Here is a 16,713-nt window from a genome sequence, read left to right as displayed (position 1 = left end):
CAAACAAAGGAAAACAAATGCCACCTGTAACGAGATTTGCACCTTCACCCACAGGATATTTACATATCGGCGGACTTCGCACCGCTCTTTTTAATTATCTCTATGCGCGCAAACACAATGGCAAATTTCTTATGCGTATCGAAGATACAGATCTCTTAAGAAACTCCAAAGACGCAGCCAAAGCCATTGTAGAGTCGTTTAAATGGGTAGGCTTAGAATATGATGGTGAGATCATCTACCAAAGCCAGCGATTTGATATTTACAAACAATACGCACAATCGCTTATCCAAAATGGCAAGGCATATTACTGCTATATGAGTAAAGAAGAGCTTGAGGCATTGCGAGAATCCCAACGAGCAAGCGGACAAACCCCAAAATATGACAATCGCTATCGTGATTTCACAGGAGAGCCACCAAGCGGAATACAGCCAGTGATAAGAATTAAAGCTCCGCTAGAAGGTGAGATAAGCTTTGTTGATGGTGTCAAAGGCAAAATCAGTGTGCAAGCAAAAGAGCTTGATGATTTTATCATTATGCGCAGTGATGGTAGCCCAACTTATAATTTTGTCGTAACAATCGATGATGCGCTTATGGGCGTAACTGATGTAATCCGCGGTGATGATCACACCTCAAACACACCCAAACAAATCATCATTTACAACGCGCTTGGCTTTGATATTCCTCGATTCTATCATATACCTATGATCCTCAATCCCGAGGGCAAAAAGCTTAGCAAGCGCGATGGCGCAATGGGCGTTATGGATTATAAATTAATGGGATATTTGCCTGAGGCGATTTTAAATTTTCTTGTGCGACTTGGGTGGAGCCATGAGGATAAAGAGATTTTCTCACTTCAAGAAATGATTGAACTTTTTGATTGCAATGCGCTTAATTCCTCTCCGAGTCGCTATAATCAAGAAAAATTCCTTTGGCTCAATCAGCACTATATCCAGCAATACCCAAATGATAAGCTTGAAGTGCTATTGCAGGATTTTGGTATAACCCCGCTCAAAGACAAACATAAAAGAGATATTTTATTTGCCGCACTCAAAGACAGAAGCAAAACCCTTGTCGAATTTGCCTCACAGCAAAAAGAAATCCTCTCACGCCCACAAAGCTATGATGAAAAAATGCGCGCCAAACTTGATACAAATACGATTATATGGCTTCAAAATCTACTACAACAATCAAGATTCTACGAAATAGAAGATGTCAAAGCAATGGAGGAATTTTTGCATAACTTTGCAGAATCTCATGATATAAAAATTGGCAAATTAATGCCGGCTTTGCGTTTGGCACTCTTAGGCAAAGGTGGAGGTATAGGGGTTTGCGAGGCAATTATTATCATAGGAGCAGATGAGACAAAGCAAAGGATTGAGTGTTTTATTGATGCGCGTTAGTCTAGATTCTAATTTCCAGAGAATCTAAATCCTCTCTTTTTTGCTATGCAACTCTAGGACTTTGCCCAAACGCTTTGCTTGAGAAGACATATTTCAGGGAGTTTGAATTTTTTAGCCCTGCGATGAACTTCGAGATTCTATCTTGTCTAAAAATTTCTACACAACCCCAAAATCTGCCTAAAAATAGAGGATTTTTTACACGCTCTTTTTGTGTTTGCATAGAATCTAGATTCTGCTTGCGCTTAAAATGACAATAAAACAACATAGATTCTACTTTGTATGGGGAGTGTCTAAAAACTCATAAGAAATATTTGTCCAATTAGCAGGATCAAAAATATTGCCCTTTACCTTCCATAAGCTTTCTAATATATAGTGTGTTGGCGCATGTCTATCGTGCTGAAAATATTTTGGATAAAAATGCACGACTTCACGATTTTGTGGGTAATGTGTCAATATATTATCTGGCACATTTGGGCAGCCACCTATAAAAGAACATATTATGCTTGCTGTGTCTGTATTACTCATAAGTCTGCTATCTGTGCGCAAATTACCGCGAGATTTTGGCTCTTTGACAAGCAATAATGTATCTGTATAGTAGCCGGGGAATTTATTACCTGCAATTTTTAGCTGTGGATAACTATCAGCACGTCCATGATCGCTTACAATAATAAATAATGTATTGTCATAAATATTTTTATTTTTAAGCCATAAAATCCATTTATCCACTTCTTTAAGGGCGCAGACTTCAGAGTTGTATTTGCCCCAAAATAGCTTTGGTATGAGGTCTCTGTATTGCTGTGGTAAATTTGGAGTTGGTCGTATTGAAGGTTTGCATAACTCATTAAAAGCAAAAGAATCATGAGAAATTCCGCTTGCTATAAGTTTTAGGGTTGGGGTAGTTGCACCAAGTGTTGAATTATCGACAATAGAAGTGAGCTGAGCGATATGAAATGTAGCTGCTTTGATTACTGTTGTGGAGCTTTTTTTCTCGCCTGTATGAAGCCTCCAGCTTGTATCCTCGACATTGAGGACTCTTACTCTAAACACATAAGGACTAAATTTAAATAATCCAAAAGAGATAAAATCAAGAAGTGAAATATCATCGCTGACTTCAGCGATTGCCTGCTCCAAACTGAAATTATAGTTTTTTTCATAAAGATTCAAATAATATGCTCCATCTTGACTTTTTGTGGCAATAAAGTGATTTTTATTGTGGGTTATTTTATCTGCTGGGTCAATACCATAAATATCCATACCTACTTGGTAATTGTGCGCTAAAAATGAATTTATAATATTAGGAAAAGCTCTCATACGCTCATCATCTAGGTTTTTAGGCATTCTTTTGTTGATTTCATACGCACTATAATATTCTCCACCAAATACAGAAGGCAAAGAAGTGTGAGTAAAAGAGGAAGCTGTGGTTGTATTATCAAAATACACAAAGCCATCAAGCTGATGGTAAAGATTTGGATTTTGTTCTAAAAGGATTTTTAAATGCGAACCTGTAAAAGCATCAAACATAAGCACAATAATATTGAGATTGTTTTTAGAAAATTTTGAGAGATAGGGGTTTGGATTGATTGAAGTTGCTTGTTTTGTTTGTTGGGCTGAATGGTTTTGCTGTGCTTTAAATGTCGAAGTGATATTGTAGATTTTACAAACATCAATACAAGCAACAATAACCAATACAAGTAATAGAATCTGCATGCATTTTAATAAAAAATGTAAAGAGAATCTTAAAATCACAAAAATCATACAACATGAAAGAACGCCGATAGCCAAATCAATATATTTATGAATGCGCTCAATCATAATTCCTGAAATATCTAAAAACATCATAGCTTCCATTGCGCCATAGCTTTGGGCTGTAACCACATTATAATCCAAGATAAAAGTATAAACTAATCCTATAAGTAAGATTACACTTACTGCAAAAGTCCCAAGCTTTAGTAATCTTGTATTATAAAAAAAGCTTGTGAGATATATACATACAAAGCTACTAAGCAAAAAGATTCCAAAAAGTGCAGAGAGTGTGGCACTTGTCTGTGTAGGGTCAAACTGACTCACATCAGAGCTATATACCGCAAAGGGTGAAAATACACAGATTAAAAAGGAGATATTTAAAATCGCAAAGATTGAGATATTTATGTAAAGTGATTTGTTTGTATTGTCATTGCTAGAATCTACATTAATAGATTTATGGCAACACACACCTTTTGTCATTGCGAGCTTCACTTGTGAAGCGTGGCAATCTATAGAATCCACTTTGTCATTGCGAGTGTGAGCGAAGAATCTAGTATTTGCGGATTCTTCAGTCATGCTTTGCACTCCTTCAGAATGACAAGTAGTTGGCTTATGGCAAGATGATGATTCTTTGCTTGAATCACAATGATGATGAATTACACTAAAGATTTTGCTTGTCTCTTGTGATTTATTTCTGCGCAATGACAATTTATAATTATTTATCACACTTTTTAGCAAATAAAAAAGTGTATTTATCGTCCAATACAGCACAAGCGCGCTAGGCATATTATAAAGTAGCACCAAAAATATTAGCGCAATAAGCGTGCCTTGGATCCTAGCAGCCCTCTCTTTACTAGAGATAAAGACATTTAGCAAAGTAAATATTGTCATTAAAAGCGGCAATATATGCAGATTTGCAAAAAGCACAGAATCTGGCTTGCTCAAATCATTTATCCAAAGAAAAGAGATACCCTCAAATACAGAGCTTTTACTAATGACTGCAGCAATCGCGATAAAAAATGGAATTTGCAGTGCTAGTCCCCCAAGTCCTCGCAATGCAAAAATAGGGTGATAGTGGTTTTGGCGGTAGAGTGTTTTAGTAAAAGCATGGAGCTTTGCGCCTTTATAGACACTCTTCCAGCCTTTGATACGAGAATCTAGCTTTTGCTTTATTGCTTTATCAGATTCTGCAAGCCTGTCGGTATAAACAAAAAGTTTAAATAAAAATAGATTTATCAAAATACTTATCGCAATAATGCTAAGTGCAGGACTATGCAAACACTTAATAAGAAATCCTAAGATAAAATCTAAGCTTTGCTCTAGTGGATAGATGAGGATAAAATACAAAATATCAAGCATTTATGCCTCCTTGTTTTTGTTGATTGCCTAAAATAGAGTTTATCTGCATTACTTTTGAGAGGATAGATGGGTTTAGCTCTTGTGCTAAAAGCTCTTGTTGCAGACTAAGAAGTGCTTTAGCGCAAACTTCTCCACCGTATCCTTCATATGTCCAAAGCGATGATTTGAGGGCTTTTATATTGGATTGAATCTGCTTAGATTCCTTAGAGTGCAAAATCTCATCAGCAATTTGTGCGATTTGGGGTATTTGCTCTGCTTTTATGTTTTTGCCTATAGTTTTAAGCACACCACACACCCAAGGTTCTTTGAAGCTTGTGTCTTCTAAGTCATAACCTACTACATTAAAATGTGTTTCTATTGTGATGATAGGCTTTTCAAAAAGACATATAAAATCAAAAATCACACCAGAGAAATCTCCTATCATAAGATCTGTTCTATCTAGCGCATAAATATTATCTGTGCGAGTATCCCAAGAGACATTAGGATAGCTTTGTGTGAGATTCTGCAAGGAAACAATAAGGCTAGATTCTGAAATAAAGCTTTGTGGATGTGGGCGAATGATGATCTCAAACCCAGCTTCTGCTAAAGGCGTGATAAGTTGCATACCATATTTACTTAGTAATGCTTCTCTTCCCCAAGAAGGTGAGATAAGGATAGTTTTTGAAGTTTTAGATTCTGTATTTGGTTTTTGTGTGTTTTGAAAAGCCTTTAGCTTTGCTTGCAATACATCAAGATAAGTGCAGCCAGAGAGGATAAGCTTTTTTTGCTTTAGTCCTCGCACAGCTTCAACTTCACGAATAAATGGCTCATGTATTGTGGAATTAACCAATACAGAATCAAAATAATCAAGTGCAAAAACTTCGTAATTATCAACACTTGCAGGAGAATGGATAATGTGGCAATAATGTTTTACACCTTTTGATCGGCGGATTTGTAGCACATCAAGTGCGGGCGTAGTCATCACTACAATATTTGCGGTAAGCGAATTGAGCTTTACCCATGCCTTGTTTGGATCACCGATAAACTCAAAGTGCGAATGGGTGCAACTTTTAGCACGAGTAAGCAGGGGATCATCAGGGCTTGAGGTGTAATAAATATATGGAAAATGAAGTAAATCAAAATAGTCTAAGATAGGGGAGAAAACATTGCTATACTGCTTACCTTCGCAATAAAAGACGATATTTGTAGAATCTAGGCTTGTAGGATCTAGTGCTATCTTTTTGCCTAAATAAGCTTTTGCTTGCCCCCCCCCATTTATTAAAAAGCTAATCTTATAAAATATACCTTTAAAGAAAAAAATACTAGAGATAAAAATCGCCACGACTGATGAGAGCAAGAGCGAGCCACTACCAGGATCCAGATAGGCAAAGCACACAGAGTGCAAGCAAGCCAAAAGTGCCAAAATACGAATACTAAAACTTCTCAATCCTCTCACTTTTTAGCTCCTTATGCTTTTTAATTCTCTTACTTTTATATTCGCTTTTACATTTTTCAATGTGATATGCCTTTTATGTAGTTTATCTTTTTATCATCTTTTATTTATTCTTTTAATTCTTTTATCTTGATTCTTTTATTTTGCTTGTTTGGGTAGATTCTAGTTGGCATTGTTTTGTTTGAAATAACAACAAAGTAGATTCTTATAAATTGCCACAACTTCTAACAAAAGTCTCACAATGACAAAAAACTAGATTCTAGAGACGAGATGTGATTGTAGCAATCCAAATCAAAAATTAACCTTAAAGAAATTAAACTTGAATGAACTTAATTAACCTTGAAATAAAATTAAATAACCTTAAATGAAAGCAAAATGAAAGTAATAAGAAGTTGGAGGGTTTGTGGTGGGGGAGTAGAATCTAGAATCTAAACGCCAAAAATTTACACAATTTTTACACAACTTAACTTCTCTTTTTACATCTGCGTTTTAAAATGCTTCCAAATATTTAAAACACAAATCACAATAAAGTAGGTCATGTGAAAACCCATAAAACAAATCATCTCAAGCTTCCACAGACAAAAAGCGCATATCTTGAATTTTGTATGTCAATAGTGTTTGGCTTATGTGCGCTATTATGTGTTTTTGCTGTCGGAATGATTTGTGTGTTTTTGTTTGTTAATGCCATTCCCACAATCGCTAAAATCGGATTCTCTGACTTTATCTTTGGCACTTCGTGGTCGCCACTTATTGGTGAATTTGGTATTTTTCCTATGATTGTAGGTAGCATTTATATCACCGCATTAGCGATTGTTTTTGGCGTGCCTATCGGGGTTTTGAGCGCGATTTATATGGCGTATTTTTGCCCAAAGCCACTTCTTAGATTTTTCACTCCATGCATTGAATTGCTCGCTGGTATCCCCTCGATTGTGTATGGATTTTTTGGGTTGATTGTGATTGTGCCAATTGTAGGCGAAGTGTTTGATACAAGTGGTAAGGGGCTTTTGAGCGCGTCAATCTTGCTTGCTATGATGATTTTGCCAACAATTATTTTGGTTTCAAAAACAAGCATTCAAGCTGTCAGCAAAAGCTATTTTGAAGGCGCATTAGCCCTCGGAGCGACACAAGAGCGCGCAGTATTTTTTGTAGTCATCAAAGATGCCAAATCCGGAATCTTAGCAAGCGTGATTCTAGGCATTGGCAGGGCTATTGGTGAAGCGATGGCAGTGATTGTCATCGCAGGTAATCAAGCCATAATACCAGAATCTATCAGCGATGGTGTGCGCACGCTAACGACAAATATCGTCTTAGAGCTAGGTTATGCAGAGGGGCTTCATCGAGATGTGCTTATCGCTTCAAGCGTGGTGTTGTTTGTGTTTATTTTGGGAATTAACCTCTGCTTCAATGCACTCAAAATGGAGAAGAAAAAATGAATGCCATAATGTCATATCTCAAGCCATACTTTAAACAATCCATCGGGCAATTTAGAGATAAAGATGCGCTCTCGATTATTCTTTCTCTCATCACCAAATTGGGTATATGTATAAGCCTTATGACTTTTGGGCTTGTGGTTGGATATATTTTAATTAAGGGCTTTCCGCATTTAGATTCTCGCCTTTTTGAGTGGCATTACTCTACACAAAATGCCTCCATGCTTCCAGCGATTATCAATACCTTTACAATGATTATTTTTGCACTTATCTTGGCTACGCCCATAGGGATTTTGGGTGCGATTTTTCTTGTGCAATACGCCAAAAGCGATAGTGTAATTGTCGCTATTATCAGCATTGCTGCTGAAACGCTTGTAGGAATTCCTTCGATTATTTATGGGCTTTTTGGATATTTGGCGTTTGTGATTTATTTTGGGTTTGGGCTAAGCATTATTTCAGGTGCATTAACTTTGGCAATTATGATTTTGCCGCTGATTTTGCGCAATACCCAAGAGTCGCTAAAGTCAGTTCCACAAACTTACAAAGAAGCAAGCTTCGCGCTTGGTGCTGGAAAATTACGCACGATTTTTCGCGTGATTTTGCCATGCGCGATAAGTGGGATTTTAGCGGGAGTGATTTTGGCTATCGGGCGGATTGTAGGCGAGAGTGCGGCATTGCTTTATACTTCAGGCACGGTTGCCAAAATCGCAAGCCTTAATGATTCTGGAAGGACATTAAGCGTGCATATGTATGCACTTCTAAGTGAGGGGCAATACCTCACGCAAGCCTACGCCACAGCTGTGGTGTTGCTTATTTTTGTCGTGATTATAAATTTCACTTCAAATTTCTTAGTCAAAAAACTAAGCCCACTACACATCAGCTAAGGAAAAACTTTAAGGAAGCATTATGGATACGACTTTTCATATCAAAAAAATGGATTTATATTATGGCGATTTTCACGCACTCAAAAATATAAATCTCTCACTCAAAAAAAATCAAGTCAGTGCGTTTATCGGTCCGAGTGGCTGTGGCAAAAGCACTTTGCTTAAAAGCCTCAATCGTATGAATGACTTGATTCCAAATTGTAAAATCACAGGCAAGATTCTACTTGATGGAAGAGATATTTATCATGATTATAATGTTAATGCGTTGCGTAAGCGCGTAGGTATGGTATTTCAAAAGCCAAATCCATTTCCAATGAGTATTTATGATAATATCACTTTCGGTCCCAAAACACACAATATCAAAGACAAACACACGCTCGATGAAATCGTAGAGACTTGCCTCAAAGGTGCTGCGCTATGGAATGAGCTCAAAGATAGACTCAAAAAATCAGCACTCAGCCTAAGTGGCGGACAGCAGCAAAGACTCTGTATCGCTCGAGCTTTGGCGGTTAATCCTGAAGTGATTTTGATGGACGAGCCTACGAGTGCGCTTGATCCTATCTCTACACTCAAAATAGAAGATCTCATCAACGAATTAAAACAAAAATATACCATTATTATCGTTACACACAATATGCAGCAAGCCACGAGAATCTCGGACAAAACGGCGTTTTTTCTACTTGGAGAGGTTATAGAATTTGATGAGACAAAAAAGCTCTTTAGCGCACCCAAAGAGAAAAAAACGCAAGACTACATTACAGGGAGGTTTGGATAATGAGAACAATCTATCAAGAGCAATTACAGAATCTACAAAAAGAACTTAACTTGATGTATGATTTGTGCGCGCAGGCAATTGCGCTCAACAAAGAGTCGCTACACAATCTCTACCAAAAAAAGCCCACCAAAAAAACAAGCAAAAAGCAAAGCGAACTGCTTGCAACAAGCTATAAAATCCTCTCCAAGCTCACTGAAAAAGAAAAAAGTATTTCAGAATCTTGCGAGCTTATACTTTTGCTCCAACAGCCTGTGGCGTATGATTTGGGGCAGATTACAACGACATTTAGAAGTGTGGTAGATATCAAAAGCATAGGCGAACTTGCCCAAAACAACATAAAAACTCTAGCCAAAATCTCAAAACAATACATACCCGAAGCACTTTTTACTATGGCGCAAGTCAGTTGCGAGATGTTTGCAATCCTCCAAAAAGAGCTCAAAACCCAAAACCATGCGAAAGAAAAATCTTATAAAGAAGATCTCTACAAAAAAGAAAAAAAGCTTGATCTTGCATTTGCGCAAACCCAAGAGCACATCGCCAAAAAACTCTCCAAAACGCGACAAAAAGCGCAGGTATGGCTTGATGTGCTGATTGTCGCCAAACAATACGAAAAAATCGGCGATTATATAGTGCATCTTGGTTGGTAATAAAAGAATACACTATAAAGAATCTAGAATCTAGCTTTTAAGTAATTTTGTGAAGCACTTTTGTGTTTGCGTAAAATCTAGATTCTATATAAGCACAAAAAAGGAACATTCTACATGATCTACATTCTCGAAGATGATCAAAGCATCTTAGATCTTGTGCTTTATGCACTCAAAAACCAAGATATGCAAGCAAAAGGCTTTGACAATCCCCAAAGTTTTTTTGAAGCACTCAATGTTGAGCTTCCGTCTTTGGTGGTGCTTGATATTATGCTTCCGGGTGAGAGTGGGCTTGATGTGCTTGCCAAGCTTCGTAGTAAAGCCAAAACAAAGCATATTGCTATCATTTGTCTTAGCGCGCTTGGAAGTGAGTATGACAAGATAAAGGGGCTTGAGCTTGGTGCTGATGATTACCTCACAAAGCCATTTAGTGCGCTTGAGCTTATCGCTAGGATAAAAGCCCTCCTTAGACGCATCACACAGCAAGCCTTTGGTGAGCTTAAATTAGATTCTCTAATCCTCTCGCCCCAAAAACACACAATCACGCTTGACTCTAAGCCTATCCAAACCACACGCAAAGAGTTTGAATTGCTTGAATTTCTGCTTCAAAATATGGAGCGCACTTTCAGCAGAGAAGAGCTTTTGGAGATTGTCTGGGGATATGAATACACCGGTGAAACGCGCACAATCGATATGCATATCAATACTTTGCGCACCAAACTAGGAGCTTTAGGCAATCATATTAAAACAATTCGCGGAGTCGGATATAAAATCACCCAAGACAAAGAGTAATCAAATAGCCAAAAAGGAGGGCAGAATCTAGAATCTGTATTTTGACATTCTGACTCTAGCATTATAAAGGGAAAGAATCCAGTCAAAAAAATGCAGAATTGCATTTAATCATCATCGCTAAATCGCTAAATAGAAAAATAGATTCTAGATTCTACTCCCCCACCACAAACCCTCCAACTTCTTATTACTTTCATTTTGCTTTCATTTAAGGTTATTTAATTTTATTTCAAGGTTAATTAAGTTCATTCAAGTTTAATTTCTTTAAGGTTAATTTTTGATTTGGATTGCTACAATCACATCTCGTCTCTAGAATCTAGTTTTTTGTCATTGTGAGACTTTTGTTAGAAGTTGTGGCAATTTATAAGAATCTACTTTGTTGTTATTTCAAACAAAACAATGCCAACTAGAATCTACCCAAACAAGCAAAATAAAAGAATCAAGATAAAAGAATTAAAAGAATAAATAAAAGATGATAAAAAGATAAACTACATAAAAGGCATATCACATTGAAAAATGTAAAAGCGAATATAAAAGTAAGAGAATTAAAAAGCATAAGGAGCTAAAAAGTGAGAGGATTGAGAAGTTTTAGTATTCGTATTTTGGCACTTTTGGCTTGCTTGCACTCTGTGTGCTTTGCCTATCTGGATCCTGGTAGTGGCTCGCTCTTGCTCTCATCAGTCGTGGCGATTTTTATCTCTAGTATTTTTTTCTTTAAAGGTATATTTTATAAGATTAGCTTTTTAATAAATGGGGGGGGGGCAAGCAAAAGCTTATTTAGGCAAAAAGATAGCACTAGATCCTACAAGCCTAGATTCTACAAATATCGTCTTTTATTGCGAAGGTAAGCAGTATAGCAATGTTTTCTCCCCTATCTTAGACTATTTTGATTTACTTCATTTTCCATATATTTATTACACCTCAAGCCCTGATGATCCCCTGCTTACTCGTGCTAAAAGTTGCACCCATTCGCACTTTGAGTTTATCGGTGATCCAAACAAGGCATGGGTAAAGCTCAATTCGCTTACCGCAAATATTGTAGTGATGACTACGCCCGCACTTGATGTGCTACAAATCCGCCGATCAAAAGGTGTAAAACATTATTGCCACATTATCCATTCTCCTGCAAGTGTTGATAATTACGAAGTTTTTGCACTTGATTATTTTGATTCTGTATTGGTTAATTCCACAATACATGAGCCATTTATTCGTGAAGTTGAAGCTGTGCGAGGACTAAAGCAAAAAAAGCTTATCCTCTCTGGCTGCACTTATCTTGATGTATTGCAAGCAAAGCTAAAGGCTTTTCAAAACACACAAAAACCAAATACAGAATCTAAAACTTCAAAAACTATCCTTATCTCACCTTCTTGGGGAAGAGAAGCATTACTAAGTAAATATGGTATGCAACTTATCACGCCTTTAGCAGAAGCTGGGTTTGAGATCATCATTCGCCCACATCCACAAAGCTTTATTTCAGAATCTAGCCTTATTGTTTCCTTGCAGAATCTCACACAAAGCTATCCTAATGTCTCTTGGGATACTCGCACAGATAATATTTATGCGCTAGATAGAACAGATCTTATGATAGGAGATTTCTCTGGTGTGATTTTTGATTTTATATGTCTTTTTGAAAAGCCTATCATCACAATAGAAACACATTTTAATGTAGTAGGTTATGACTTAGAAGACACAAGCTTCAAAGAACCTTGGGTGTGTGGTGTGCTTAAAACTATAGGCAAAAACATAAAAGCAGAGCAAATACCCCAAATCGCACAAATTGCTGATGAGATTTTGCACTCTAAGGAATCTAAGCAGATTCAATCCAATATAAAAGCCCTCAAATCATCGCTTTGGACATATGAAGGATACGGTGGAGAAGTTTGCGCTAAAGCACTTCTTAGTCTGCAACAAGAGCTTTTAGCACAAGAGCTAAACCCATCTATCCTCTCAAAAGTAATGCAGATAAACTCTATTTTAGGCAATCAACAAAAACAAGGAGGCATAAATGCTTGATATTTTGTATTTTATCCTCATCTATCCACTAGAGCAAAGCTTAGATTTTATCTTAGGATTTCTTATTAAGTGTTTGCATAGTCCTGCACTTAGCATTATTGCGATAAGTATTTTGATAAATCTATTTTTATTTAAACTTTTTGTTTATACCGACAGGCTTGCAGAATCTGATAAAGCAATAAAGCAAAAGCTAGATTCTCGTATCAAAGGCTGGAAGAGTGTCTATAAAGGCGCAAAGCTCCATGCTTTTACTAAAACACTCTACCGCCAAAACCACTATCACCCTATTTTTGCATTGCGAGGACTTGGGGGACTAGCACTGCAAATTCCATTTTTTATCGCGATTGCTGCAGTCATTAGTAAAAGCTCTGTATTTGAGGGTATCTCTTTTCTTTGGATAAATGATTTGAGCAAGCCAGATTCTGTGCTTTTTGCAAATCTGCATATATTGCCGCTTTTAATGACAATATTTACTTTGCTAAATGTCTTTATCTCTAGTAAAGAGAGGGCTGCTAGGATCCAAGGCACGCTTATTGCGCTAATATTTTTGGTGCTACTTTATAATATGCCTAGCGCGCTTGTGCTGTATTGGACGATAAATACACTTTTTTATTTGCTAAAAAGTGTGATAAATAATTATAAATTGTCATTGCGCAGAAATAAATCACAAGAGACAAGCAAAATCTTTAGTGTAATTCATCATCATTGTGATTCAAGCAAAGAATCATCATCTTGCCATAAGCCAACTACTTGTCATTCTGAAGGAGTGCAAAGCATGACTGAAGAATCCGCAAATACTAGATTCTTCGCTCACACTCGCAATGACAAAGTGGATTCTATAGATTGCCACGCTTCACAAGTGAAGCTCGCAATGACAAAAGGTGTGTGTTGCCATAAATCTATTAATGTAGATTCTAGCAATGACAATACAAACAAATCACTTTACATAAATATCTCAATCTTTGCGATTTTAAATATCTCCTTTTTAATCTGTGTATTTTCACCCTTTGCGGTATATAGCTCTGATGTGAGTCAGTTTGACCCTACACAGACAAGTGCCACACTCTCTGCACTTTTTGGAATCTTTTTGCTTAGTAGCTTTGTATGTATATATCTCACAAGCTTTTTTTATAATACAAGATTACTAAAGCTTGGGACTTTTGCAGTAAGTGTAATCTTACTTATAGGATTAGTTTATACTTTTATCTTGGATTATAATGTGGTTACGGGTGAAGCATATTCGCAAATGGACAATTTCGTTTTCAAAAATCCGCATAATCTTAGCAATCCTTATGCCAAATATGTAGATTTAGGCATTGGGATTGGTGCGTGCATTTTAGCTTTATTCCTTTTGCGCTTCGCTGGATTTTGGGATAAAGCCCTCAAAATTATTAGCGCAACCCTTGCTCTTGTATGGCTGTTTTCACTTTTTACTATCTATGCAGAAAATAAAAAACTCTTAGCTTCCAAACAAGAGATAAAACTTAATGCGAATCTCGATGAACTTTTACCAAGTTTTATGCACGATTTAGGAGCATTTAGCAAAGATAAACAAAATGTGCTTGTGCTTTTGTTTGATGGATTCACAGGCTCGCATTTAAAAGTAATCTTAGAGCAATTTCCAGAATTTAAAAACAATTTACAAGGATTTACTTATTATCCAAATACCCTTTCGCTTGATGGGCATACTTCACGCACAGCACACACTATTCTAACAGGACATAATCTTTCTGCTTACGCGCAGAAAGATAAATCAATGCAACAATACAGCGAAACCATAACAAATGCGCTTATAAATTCATTTTCACAATTTGCCTCCAAAGGCTTTGAAGTGCAATCTTATGGTATGCCTTATATTAGTTCTAATGACCTTGACACTCCATATATTACAATCATAGAAGCAAATCAAGATTTTTTACCTTATTATGAAAAAATACATAATATTCAAGAACAAATCCAAAATTTAAGGGCACAAAATCGCCCTATTGGTGAAATGGCATCTATTGGATTATTTTACTTTGCGCCTTATTCTCTTAGGACAAGAATTTATAAAGATTTTGAATTTGGCAACTACTCGTGGCTTTTTGGCGCAAGAGTGCAAATAGGTTCTTTTATCAATGGAATCTCTGCTGCTTCTGCTCTATCTACAATCGTGCGCAATCTTAATACGGACGCAAAAAATAAAACTTTCAAATACATTCATACAAATCATACACATTATCCTTTTGCGCTAGATTCCACCACTTGCACGCCAAAAATGCACGCTCCTAGTCAATTACCACAAGAATACAACCCATTTATTGCAAACAAAGGGCACTATGATAATGAAATCTGCGCAATGAAAGAAGCTTTTATTTTAATTGATTTTCTTAAGAAAAATAAGATTTATGACAATACAATGCTTGTGCTTATAAGCGACCATAGCTATAATGACATCATCGACCACAAGCAAGCTTATAAACCTTCAATAGGCAACAATCCAAACCCACTTTTGCTGATAAAAGACTTTAATAGCAATGCTCCTTTAAAAGTAGATTCTCGCCTGATGAGTAATGCTGATGTTTATGGGATTTTATGCGATGAGCTCAAAGCGTGCAATAAAGTAAATATCTTAAAGAACTATCCAGAATCTAGAGAGCTTATCCACACACTTAATGTGCATTGGACAGAGCAGGCAAAAAACGCTTCTTATCTTATATTTGAAAAAATTTGGCGCGTCAAAGATAATGTGCTAGACCCTAACGCATTTAAGGAAATAAACAAGGAGCAACAATGAATAAATCTACCTCTACACAAACTAACCCCATAATCTATGTAGCCATGGCGGCAGATTTACTCCATGCAGGGCATATAAATATTTTAAAATTTGCAAGAGAACTCGCAGATTCTAATAATGGCAAAGTCGTAGTAGGTTTGCTTACAGATAGTGCGATAGCTCAGGCTGATGAAGCACCATTTTTGGACTACGAACAGCGTAAAATCGTACTAGAAAATCTCACGCTTATAGATTCTATAATCCCTCAAGAAAGTTTCAGCTATAAAGACAATCTAGCCAAGATAAAACCGCAATTTATCGTGCATGGCGATGATTGGCAAAGTGGGTATTTAAGCAAGTATCGCAAGGAGGTGCTAGACTTCCTCCATGCCCATTATCCGCAAGATTTAGAGGATAAATCCACGCACCCTGCACTCGTAGAGATCCCATACAGCTCACAAATAAATGCTCTTGGTATCAAAAAAGCGATGAATTCACTAGGCATTAGCACTGCTATGCGTCAAGCACGACTAAAAAAACTCCTCACACTTAAAAAGCCTCTACGGATTCTAGAATCCCACTCTGCCCTATCCGCGCTCATCGCCCAAAATGTCTATGTGCTGAAAAATGGCGTGCGCGTGGAATTTGATGGATTTTGGAGCTCTAGCCTTACAGACTCTACCCTGCGAGGCAAGCCAGATATCGAGGCTCTCGATCTCACAAACCGCCTGCAAAGCATAAATGAGATTTTTGAGGTTACCACAAAGTCGCTTATCTATGATGCAGACACGGGCGGGAGAGTGGAGCACTTTATCTTTAGCGTCAAGACCCTAGAGCGACTAGGGGTGAGCGCGGTCATTATCGAGGATAAAACAGGCTTAAAGAAAAATTCGCTCCTTGGCAATGAAGTAGCGCAAAGCCAAGAGAGCATAGAGGAGTTTTGCGCAAAGATCACCGCCGGCAAGCGCGCGCAAGTAACCAGCGACTTTATGATAATCGCGCGCATAGAATCTTTGATACTTGATAAGGGGCAAGATGATGCACTCAAGCGTGCCTTTGCCTACATAGAGGCGGGCGCAGATGGCATAATGATCCACTCAAGGCAAAAGAGCCCGAGTGAGATTCTGAGCTTTTTGCGCGCCTTTAGAGCAAAAGACAGCACCACACCAATCGTGCTAGTGCCCACAAGCTTCAATGCCATCACCGCCACAGAGCTAGCAGATGCCGGCGCAAACATCATAATCTACGCCAACCACGCCCTACGCGCAAGCTTCGTAGCGATGCAGGAAGTCGCACAGGGGATTTTGGAGCATGACAGGAGCTTGGAGATAGAATCTAAATGTATGAGTGTGAAAGAGATTTTATCACTAATCCCGGGGACGATCTAATGGAAATCCTAGAATTTCCGTGTGCGGTTTTGGTCTCGCTTGGATTACGAGCACTTAGATTCTGTGGTTTGTCATTGCAAGCATTAGCGTGGCAATTCAAC

At 37.5% G+C, this 16,713-nt stretch carries 12 protein-coding genes; 9 read left to right on the top strand and 3 right to left on the bottom strand.

The window, feature by feature from the left end:
* The first annotated feature begins 17 nt into the window (after positions 1-17).
* The gene (gene gltX, locus DY109_RS10630; protein WP_023948229.1) at positions 18-1,400 is read left to right on the top strand and encodes a glutamate--tRNA ligase; all 1,383 of its coding nucleotides are present in this window, start codon (positions 18-20) and stop codon (positions 1,398-1,400) included.
* Positions 1,401-1,443: 43 nt separating this feature from the next.
* Here gltX and DY109_RS10625 read toward each other — a convergent pair whose 3' ends face one another.
* Genes DY109_RS10625 through DY109_RS10615 form a run of 3 tightly spaced genes read right to left on the bottom strand, consistent with a single transcriptional unit; the run spans position 1,444 to position 5,937 of the window.
* Positions 1,444-1,665 carry a hypothetical protein gene (locus DY109_RS10625; RefSeq protein WP_023948230.1) on the bottom strand — a complete coding sequence of 74 codons (222 nt, stop codon included), beginning with the start codon at positions 1,663-1,665 and terminating at the stop codon, positions 1,444-1,446.
* Between the two features lie 5 nt (positions 1,666-1,670).
* A complete protein-coding gene (locus tag DY109_RS10620; RefSeq protein ID WP_023948231.1) occupies positions 1,671-4,502 on the bottom strand; it encodes a YidC/Oxa1 family membrane protein insertase in 2,832 nt (943 codons plus the stop codon).
* On the bottom strand, positions 4,495-5,937 hold the full coding sequence (locus DY109_RS10615) for a CDP-glycerol glycerophosphotransferase family protein (protein ID WP_023948232.1): 1,443 nt from the start codon (positions 5,935-5,937) through the stop codon (positions 4,495-4,497). Before DY109_RS10615 ends, DY109_RS10620 begins: the two co-directional genes overlap by 8 nt.
* A 602-nt stretch (positions 5,938-6,539) precedes the next feature.
* On the opposite strand from DY109_RS10615, the gene pstC reads away from it, so the two are divergent.
* From pstC to aepX, 8 genes are all read left to right on the top strand, one after another.
* A complete protein-coding gene (gene pstC, locus DY109_RS10610) occupies positions 6,540-7,367 on the top strand; it encodes a phosphate ABC transporter permease subunit PstC (protein WP_034549728.1) in 828 nt (275 codons plus the stop codon).
* Positions 7,364-8,248, top strand: coding sequence for a phosphate ABC transporter permease PstA (gene pstA, locus DY109_RS10605; protein WP_023948236.1), 885 nt, complete (start codon positions 7,364-7,366; stop codon positions 8,246-8,248). Before pstC ends, pstA begins: the two co-directional genes overlap by 4 nt.
* Positions 8,249-8,270: 22 nt before the next feature.
* Positions 8,271-9,023: a phosphate ABC transporter ATP-binding protein PstB gene (pstB, locus tag DY109_RS10600; RefSeq protein WP_023948238.1), complete on the top strand. Its 753-nt coding sequence runs from the start codon at positions 8,271-8,273 to the stop codon at positions 9,021-9,023.
* Positions 9,023-9,670: a PhoU domain-containing protein gene (locus tag DY109_RS10595; RefSeq protein ID WP_023948240.1), complete on the top strand. Its 648-nt coding sequence runs from the start codon at positions 9,023-9,025 to the stop codon at positions 9,668-9,670. Before pstB ends, DY109_RS10595 begins: the two co-directional genes overlap by 1 nt.
* A 114-nt stretch (positions 9,671-9,784) precedes the next feature.
* Entirely contained in the window at positions 9,785-10,459 is a 675-nt protein-coding gene (locus DY109_RS10590) for a response regulator transcription factor (RefSeq protein WP_023948242.1), read from the top strand.
* A 747-nt stretch (positions 10,460-11,206) separates the two neighbouring features.
* Positions 11,207-12,469: a CDP-glycerol glycerophosphotransferase family protein gene (locus tag DY109_RS10580; RefSeq protein ID WP_115737893.1), complete on the top strand. Its 1,263-nt coding sequence runs from the start codon at positions 11,207-11,209 to the stop codon at positions 12,467-12,469.
* Positions 12,462-15,245 carry a YidC/Oxa1 family membrane protein insertase gene (locus DY109_RS10575; protein ID WP_115737892.1) on the top strand — a complete coding sequence of 928 codons (2,784 nt, stop codon included), beginning with the start codon at positions 12,462-12,464 and terminating at the stop codon, positions 15,243-15,245. Before DY109_RS10580 ends, DY109_RS10575 begins: the two co-directional genes overlap by 8 nt.
* The gene (aepX, locus tag DY109_RS10570; RefSeq protein ID WP_023946901.1) at positions 15,242-16,612 is read left to right on the top strand and encodes a phosphoenolpyruvate mutase; all 1,371 of its coding nucleotides are present in this window, start codon (positions 15,242-15,244) and stop codon (positions 16,610-16,612) included. The genes DY109_RS10575 and aepX overlap by 4 nt, the downstream gene beginning before the upstream one ends.
* Positions 16,613-16,713 lie beyond the last annotated feature (101 nt).

Source organism: Helicobacter fennelliae (assembly GCF_900451005.1).
Taxonomy (GTDB): domain Bacteria; phylum Campylobacterota; class Campylobacteria; order Campylobacterales; family Helicobacteraceae; genus Helicobacter_B; species Helicobacter_B fennelliae.
The sequence above is the reverse complement of the archived record's forward strand: the minus strand, read 5'-3'. Positions and strand labels throughout refer to the sequence as shown.

Bases quoted from the DNA above. Each gene is read 5' to 3' on its own strand.
- gltX (WP_023948229.1), top strand. From the start codon at position 18: ATGCCACCTGTAACGAGATTTGCACCTTCACCCACAGGATATTTACAT.
- DY109_RS10625 (WP_023948230.1), bottom strand. From the start codon at position 1,665: ATGTTGTTTTATTGTCATTTTAAGCGCAAGCAGAATCTAGATTCTATG.
- DY109_RS10620 (WP_023948231.1), bottom strand. From the start codon at position 4,502: ATGCTTGATATTTTGTATTTTATCCTCATCTATCCACTAGAGCAAAGC.
- pstC (WP_034549728.1), top strand. From the start codon at position 6,540: ATGTCAATAGTGTTTGGCTTATGTGCGCTATTATGTGTTTTTGCTGTC.
- pstA (WP_023948236.1), top strand. From the start codon at position 7,364: ATGAATGCCATAATGTCATATCTCAAGCCATACTTTAAACAATCCATC.
- pstB (WP_023948238.1), top strand. From the start codon at position 8,271: ATGGATACGACTTTTCATATCAAAAAAATGGATTTATATTATGGCGAT.
- DY109_RS10595 (WP_023948240.1), top strand. From the start codon at position 9,023: ATGAGAACAATCTATCAAGAGCAATTACAGAATCTACAAAAAGAACTT.
- DY109_RS10590 (WP_023948242.1), top strand. From the start codon at position 9,785: ATGATCTACATTCTCGAAGATGATCAAAGCATCTTAGATCTTGTGCTT.
- DY109_RS10580 (WP_115737893.1), top strand. From the start codon at position 11,207: ATGGGGGGGGGGCAAGCAAAAGCTTATTTAGGCAAAAAGATAGCACTA.
- DY109_RS10575 (WP_115737892.1), top strand. From the start codon at position 12,462: ATGCTTGATATTTTGTATTTTATCCTCATCTATCCACTAGAGCAAAGC.
- aepX (WP_023946901.1), top strand. From the start codon at position 15,242: ATGAATAAATCTACCTCTACACAAACTAACCCCATAATCTATGTAGCC.